Source organism: Gilliamella sp. B3482, from assembly GCF_026536805.1.
In the GTDB taxonomy this organism is placed as follows: Bacteria; Pseudomonadota; Gammaproteobacteria; order Enterobacterales; family Orbaceae; genus Gilliamella; species Gilliamella apicola_E.
In genome coordinates this window covers 35,659-41,993 of the sequence record NZ_JAFNNL010000010.1, presented here as the reverse complement: position 1 = coordinate 41,993, position 6,335 = coordinate 35,659, and the positions used below count along the sequence as shown (strand labels likewise).

General features: G+C 38.0%; 6 protein-coding genes. 1 reads left to right on the top strand and 5 read right to left on the bottom strand.

What is annotated here, in order from left to right; translation table 11 throughout:
• The 4 genes from J3U18_RS11840 to rpsL all read right to left on the bottom strand — a co-directional run.
• Positions 1-172: GTP-binding protein (locus tag J3U18_RS11840; protein WP_267354236.1), on the bottom strand; the 172-nt coding region annotated here is incomplete at its 3' end.
• 68 nt (positions 173-240) lie between these two features.
• Positions 241-2,346 carry an elongation factor G gene (fusA, locus tag J3U18_RS11835; RefSeq protein ID WP_065562791.1) on the bottom strand — a complete coding sequence of 702 codons (2,106 nt, stop codon included), beginning with the start codon at positions 2,344-2,346 and terminating at the stop codon, positions 241-243.
• Positions 2,347-2,455: 109 nt separating this feature from the next.
• The gene (rpsG, locus tag J3U18_RS11830) at positions 2,456-2,926 is read right to left on the bottom strand and encodes a 30S ribosomal protein S7 (protein ID WP_034883788.1); all 471 of its coding nucleotides are present in this window, start codon (positions 2,924-2,926) and stop codon (positions 2,456-2,458) included.
• Positions 2,927-3,026: 100 nt separating this feature from the next.
• Positions 3,027-3,401, bottom strand: coding sequence for a 30S ribosomal protein S12 (rpsL, locus tag J3U18_RS11825; protein WP_034883792.1), 375 nt, complete (start codon positions 3,399-3,401; stop codon positions 3,027-3,029).
• Between the two features lie 427 nt (positions 3,402-3,828).
• On the opposite strand from rpsL, the gene J3U18_RS11820 reads away from it, so the two are divergent.
• A complete protein-coding gene (locus tag J3U18_RS11820) occupies positions 3,829-5,016 on the top strand; it encodes a XylR family transcriptional regulator (RefSeq protein ID WP_416379963.1) in 1,188 nt (395 codons plus the stop codon).
• Positions 5,017-5,085: 69 nt separating this feature from the next.
• On the opposite strand, the gene J3U18_RS11815 is transcribed toward J3U18_RS11820, so the two are convergent.
• Complete coding sequence (locus J3U18_RS11815; protein WP_218059969.1) at positions 5,086-6,321, bottom strand: MFS transporter; 1,236 nt, start codon at positions 6,319-6,321, stop codon at positions 5,086-5,088.
• Positions 6,322-6,335 lie beyond the last annotated feature (14 nt).

Here is a 6,335-nt window from a genome sequence, read left to right as displayed (position 1 = left end):
CTTTTTCTTCTGGTGCATTATCGATTTGATCGAATGCGCGAGCTTGACCGCCGTATTTTTTAGAAAGTACAGAAGTAATAGCTGCAGTTAAAGTTGTTTTACCATGGTCAACATGGCCGATTGTACCAACGTTAACGTGGGGTTTTGTACGTTCAAATTTTTCTTTAGACATCTTAATGTTCCTTTATTAAATCACTTCCCTAATTTTGTAGGGAAGTGTTACTTTATTTATATAAATAATTATTTCGCTTTACGAGCTTCAATAATTGCTGTTACGATGTTTGAAGGTGCTTCGTTATACTTCAAGAACTCCATAGAGTAAGAAGCACGACCTTGTGTTTGTGAACGAAGGTCTGTCGCATAACCAAACATTTCAGAAAGTGGAACTTGTGCTTTAACTGTTTTACCAGTTGCAGTATCTTCCATACCTTCGATCATACCACGACGACGATTTAAGTCACCGATAACGTCACCCATATAATCTTCAGGGGTTTCAACTTCTACTTTCATAATTGGTTCTAAAAGCACAGGTTTAGCTTTCATGAAGCCTTCTTTAAATGCCATTGATGCGGCAAGTTTAAAGGCAATTTCGGATGAGTCGACATCATGGTAAGAACCAAAATGTAAACGCACACCAAGATCCACTACCGGATAGCCAGCTAAAGGACCTGATTTTAATTGCTCTTGGATACCTTTATCAACAGCTGGAATAAATTCACCAGGAATTACCCCACCTTTGATTTCGTTAACAAATTCGTAACCAGCACCACCCGCTTCTAATGGATACAAGTCGATAACAACATGACCGTATTGACCACGACCACCAGATTGTTTTGCATGTTTACCTTCGATATCTTTAACTGTTGTACGAATTGTTTCACGGTAAGCAACTTGTGGTTTACCGACATTCGCTTCAACGTTAAATTCACGTTTCATACGGTCTACGATGATTTCAAGATGTAATTCACCCATACCAGCAATGATAGTTTGGTTTGATTCTTCATCAGTCCATACACGGAATGATGGATCTTCTTTTGCCAAACGACCTAAAGCAATACCCATTTTTTCTTGGTCAGCTTTAGTTTTAGGTTCTACTGCAACCGAGATAACCGGCTCAGGGAATTCCATTCTTTCAAGAATAATTGGTGAATTTTCAGCACAAAGCGTATCACCAGTTGTGACATCTTTAAGACCGATTGCTGCTGCAATGTCACCTGCACGAACTTCTTTGATTTCTTCACGTTTGTTCGCATGCATCTGTACGATACGACCAAAGCGTTCTTTACGATCTTTAACTGAGTTAAGAACCGAGTCACCAGAGTTAACTACACCAGAGTAAACGCGGAAGAAGGTTAAGTTACCAACAAATGGGTCAGTTGCAATTTTAAATGCAAGTGCAGCAAATGGTTCATCATCACTTGAATGACGTTCTGCTGGTTCACCATTTTGTAATTCACCTTTAATCGCAGGGACATCAGTTGGAGCAGGTAGATACTCAATAACTGCGTCAAGCATGAACTGAACGCCTTTATTTTTAAATGCACTACCACATGTTACCAAGATGATTTCGTTAGCAAGTACGCGTTCACGTAGTGCTTTTTTAACTTCTTCTTCAGTTAACTCATCACCACCTAGGTATTTTTCCATTAACTCTTCGTTAGCTTCTGCTGCAGCTTCGATTAAGTTTGCACGCCATTCTTCAACTTGCTCAACCATGTCAGCTGGCACATCTTCATAAGTAAAGGTTGTACCTTGGTCAGCATCATTCCAGTTAATTGCTTTACGTTTAAGTAAATCAACAACACCAGTAAAGCCTTCTTCAGCACCGATTGGTAATACTAATGGAACAGGCACTGCCGCTAAACGTGTTTTGATTTGTTCAACCACACGTAAGAAGTTAGCACCCATACGGTCCATTTTGTTTACAAATGCGATACGAGGAACTTTATATTTGTTAGCTTGGCGCCATACTGTTTCTGATTGAGGTTGAACACCACCAACCGCACAGTAAACCATTACTGCACCATCAAGAACACGCATAGAACGTTCAACTTCGATTGTGAAGTCAACGTGTCCCGGGGTGTCGATGATATTGATACGGTGTGGTTCAAATTGTTGTCCCATACCTGACCAGAATGCAGTTGTCGCTGCTGAAGTGATAGTAATACCACGTTCTTGTTCTTGTTCCATCCAGTCCATGGTAGCTGCGCCATCATGAACCTCACCAATTTTGTGACTTACACCAGTATAAAACAAAATACGTTCGGTAGTTGTTGTTTTACCTGCGTCAATATGTGCACTGATACCGATATTACGGTAGCGTGCTATAGGGGTTGTACGAGCCATATTAATCCTCTATTTAGAATCGTTTGCTTAATAAAATATCATTTAGGTTGACTGACAGTAGATATGTGCTGTCAGTCTAATTTCAAGCCACTTAATATCAGTGGAAAGATTACCAACGATAGTGTGCAAACGCTCTATTAGCTTCAGCCATACGATGAACATCTTCGCGTTTTTTCACAGCAGTGCCTTTGTTTTCAAAAGCATCCATAAGTTCATTCGCTAGGCGTAACGCCATTGATTTATCGCCACGTTTACGTGCAGCATCTACAATCCAACGCATTGCAAGTGCATTACGACGAACTGGACGCACTTCAACAGGAACTTGGTATGTAGAACCACCAACGCGACGAGACTTAACTTCTACAGTTGGTCTTACGTTATCTAATGCAACTTCAAAAGCTGCTAAGTGGTCTTTTCCACTACGCTCAGCTAATTTATCAAGAGCTGAATATACGATTGATTCTGCGATAGATTTTTTACCATCTATCATTAAAATATTTACAAATTTCGCCAGCAAATCTGAACCGAATTTCGGATCAGGTAAAATTTTTCTTTGACCGACAACATGACGACGTGGCATTGGAATACTCCGTTTATATGTTATAAATTTTCAGGTTTACCCAAAACTCAAATGAGTTAAATGGAATTATTATAGTTTGGCCTTACTTAACGGAGTTCCATTAAGCTTTAGGTCGTTTTACACCGTATTTAGAACGGCTTTGTTTGCGATCCTTAACACCTGCGCAGTCTAATGCACCACGAACAGTGTGATAACGAACACCAGGTAAATCTTTAACACGACCACCACGGATTAAAATCACGCTATGTTCTTGCAAGTTATGACCTTCACCACCGATATAAGAAGTCACTTCAAAACCGTTGGTTAAACGTACACGGCATACTTTACGTAATGCTGAGTTTGGTTTTTTAGGTGTAGTGGTGTAAACACGTGTACAAACACCACGTTTTTGCGGGCATGCTTCAAGGGCAGGAACGTTACTTTTCGCTTCCTTTAGCGCTCTTGGTTTGCGTACCAGCTGATTAATTGTTGCCATTAATAAGCTCCTGATTAATTAAAATAAATTTAAAAATTGCTTTTTAGATACGTAATTAATAACTGTAGCCCAAAGCCTATGTATATAAGTTTTGGGTCGCAAGATTCTAGACCTCAACAGGCATAATGTCAAGTATTACCACAAGTTTATTATGTTATTTAATTAAACTATTTTAGATTGTTAAGCATCAGATAGTTAAACAAAGTTTATCTTTTTCATTCGTAAGTTGTTGGTGAGATTTTATGCATTATTTCTTATCACAATAACTATTTAATGTAGCGTAAATATTTAATGGTAGTGTGACATAGGTATATGGCCATTAAGATAGTAAAAGACAAACTGTATAAATTTAAGCTAAATTTTTGCCTAAAAAAACGGTAATATGATACTGAGTATTGAATAAATGTCGTGTGTAACAATGATGAATATAAACAATGAACCTTACAAAGTTGTATTACTATTTAATGCTAATAATATTTACGATCGTCAAATTTTAAAAGGTATTGGTGATTTTTTGAAGTCACATAATATTCACTGGAATATTTATATCTCTGAAACGCTGCGTTATGACACGACCACCTCTTTTCGTTTTGACTGCGATGGAATTATTGCTAATTTTGATGATCCTGATATTGCCGATTTGCTTAAACATGTTCAAATACCAATAATTGGTGTGGGTAGCTCATATCATGGTAAGTCGAGCTATCCAAATGTGCCTTATGTTGCTGCTGATAATTTTTCCATTATTGAAAGTGCATTTAATCATTTGTGTGCCAAGGGAATTAGTCAATTTGCTTTTTATGGTTTACCGTCAAACCGATATTGCCGATGGGCAGGTGTGCGAGAAGAAATTTTTAAGCAAATCTTGGCGCAGAAAGGATATGAAGGGTTTATTTATCAAGGTTTGTCTACCTCGCTTGATAATTGGCAAGAAGGCTTAGATAAACTTTCTAAATGGTTGCTATCTTTGCCAATGAATACTGGCATTATTGCGGTTAATGATGCTAGGGCACACCATATTTTACAAGCGTGTGATAGAGCAGGCATAAAAATACCGGAAGAGTTATGCCTAATTGGTATTGATAATGAGGAAGTCATCAATGATTTGTCAATGGTATCGTTATCAACCGTTAAGCAAGGCACTGAAGAGATGGGATTTAATGCGGCAAACTTACTCCAAAAACACTTTATTAAAGGTAATGTGCCGGTATGTCCTTTACTTATAGCACCTAAAAAAGTTATTGCTAGACGTTCAACAGATTATCGCTCTATTCACGATCCCTATGTCATCCAAGCCATTCACTATATTCGTGATCACGCCTGTAAAGGAATTAAGGTTGAGCAAGTGATCTCTCAGATGCAGATATCACGCTCTAATTTGGAAATTCGATTTAAATCATCATTAGGTAAAACCATTCATGCGGTAATTCATGAAGAAAAATTTAATCAGGCTAAATATCTTCTGCTTGAGTCATCATTACCCATTCAAACCATTTCTCAGCAATGTGGTTATCCGTCAGTTCAGTATTTCTATTTCCTGTTTAAGAAGCGTTATGGCATGACCCCTAAAGATTTTAGGTGCCAATTTACCACACTAAATTCGGCGACGCTTTAATATCAATAGTAACCGTAATAATAAGGAAAAAGCTCAAATATTGCTGTTGCTTTTTCCTTTTTGATGGGTTTATTTGTCAACTGAACGAATTAAAAATATGGCAGTACCGCCAACAATAGCAAACACAAAAGAGACTATAAAAATAGCGGAAAAGCCAAATAACGTTATCACACAAGCGGCAATAATTGGTGCGAGCGCTTGGGTAATTGTATTACCAAGATTATAGATCCCTAAAAAAAAGGCTACTTGCTGCCGATCAGGTATGACTTGCAAATTTAGTAAATTGTCGAGTGAATTCCATATTCCCATGCCGATTCCCGCAAAAAATGCATAAATTAATACGCCTGTTTGATTTGGACATAGCGATAAACCCAATGCACCAATGCCTAAAAAGAGCGTAGATAAACCAACTGGTAGTTTAAGCACTTTTAATTTATCGCAGATCGGACCGGCAATAAATCCCATTAAAATGCCGAAAATTAACATAATTAAATTAATGAGTTGGATAGCATTTTGTGTATCGGAAGAATTGCTCTGCATAAAATCGGTCAAAATAAAAAGTAGGTAACCGGTAATAGTAAAGTTACTGATGCCTTGAAAAAGCTTACCAATTAACGCCAAATAGTAGTCTCGACCGATTGACCATTTGGGAAATATAGCCAATGCGTTTTTAAATGTTTTATCGCTTTTGAGTAATTTGTTTTCCTTGGTTTGGTTAAGGTTTGACGGCTCTTTTACAATCAATACCGCTAGGAATACGCCAATGAATGTAATGATACCAAAAACGATAAAGCCAAATCGAAAGCTGCCTAAAAACATCGCAGCAAGTATCGTAAAACCGTTGTTACCTAATGCCATACCTAAACCACCATAAGCGCTAGAGGCCGAGCCTTTTCTATCTTCAGCGGCAAAGTCTATCCAAGCTACCATAGGGGCAACAATAAAGTTTAAAGCAACTTGACCGAGTAACCAGCAACACAACAAAAAAGGGATACTGTTAGCTGTTGAGGCTAATATCATGGATAACATAAAGGCGATAGCGCCCACTACAATCCAAGGTGAGCGATTACCGAATTTTGAACGTGTTCGATCTGATAAATAACCTGCAAGCATATTCGATATTGCCGCAACCACCATACCACACGCAGAAAATAGCGCTAATAAGTGGATCTTATTTACTTCATCAATTTGTTGAATTAACGCTGGTAAAAAGAGACTTGATGCGGCAATGTATGGACCTAACCACGATGCAGGGCCGATAATTAGCCCGGGAATAAGTCGAGTTAATGGAATTGTTGTTTTCATAATACTTTACCTAA

Excerpts from the sequence above, each read along its gene's own strand:
- rpsL (WP_034883792.1), bottom strand. The coding sequence starts at position 3,401 with ATGGCAACAATTAATCAGCTGGTACGCAAACCAAGAGCGCTAAAGGAA.
- rpsG (WP_034883788.1), bottom strand. The coding sequence starts at position 2,926 with ATGCCACGTCGTCATGTTGTCGGTCAAAGAAAAATTTTACCTGATCCG.
- J3U18_RS11815 (WP_218059969.1), bottom strand. The coding sequence starts at position 6,321 with ATGAAAACAACAATTCCATTAACTCGACTTATTCCCGGGCTAATTATC.
- fusA (WP_065562791.1), bottom strand. The coding sequence starts at position 2,346 with ATGGCTCGTACAACCCCTATAGCACGCTACCGTAATATCGGTATCAGT.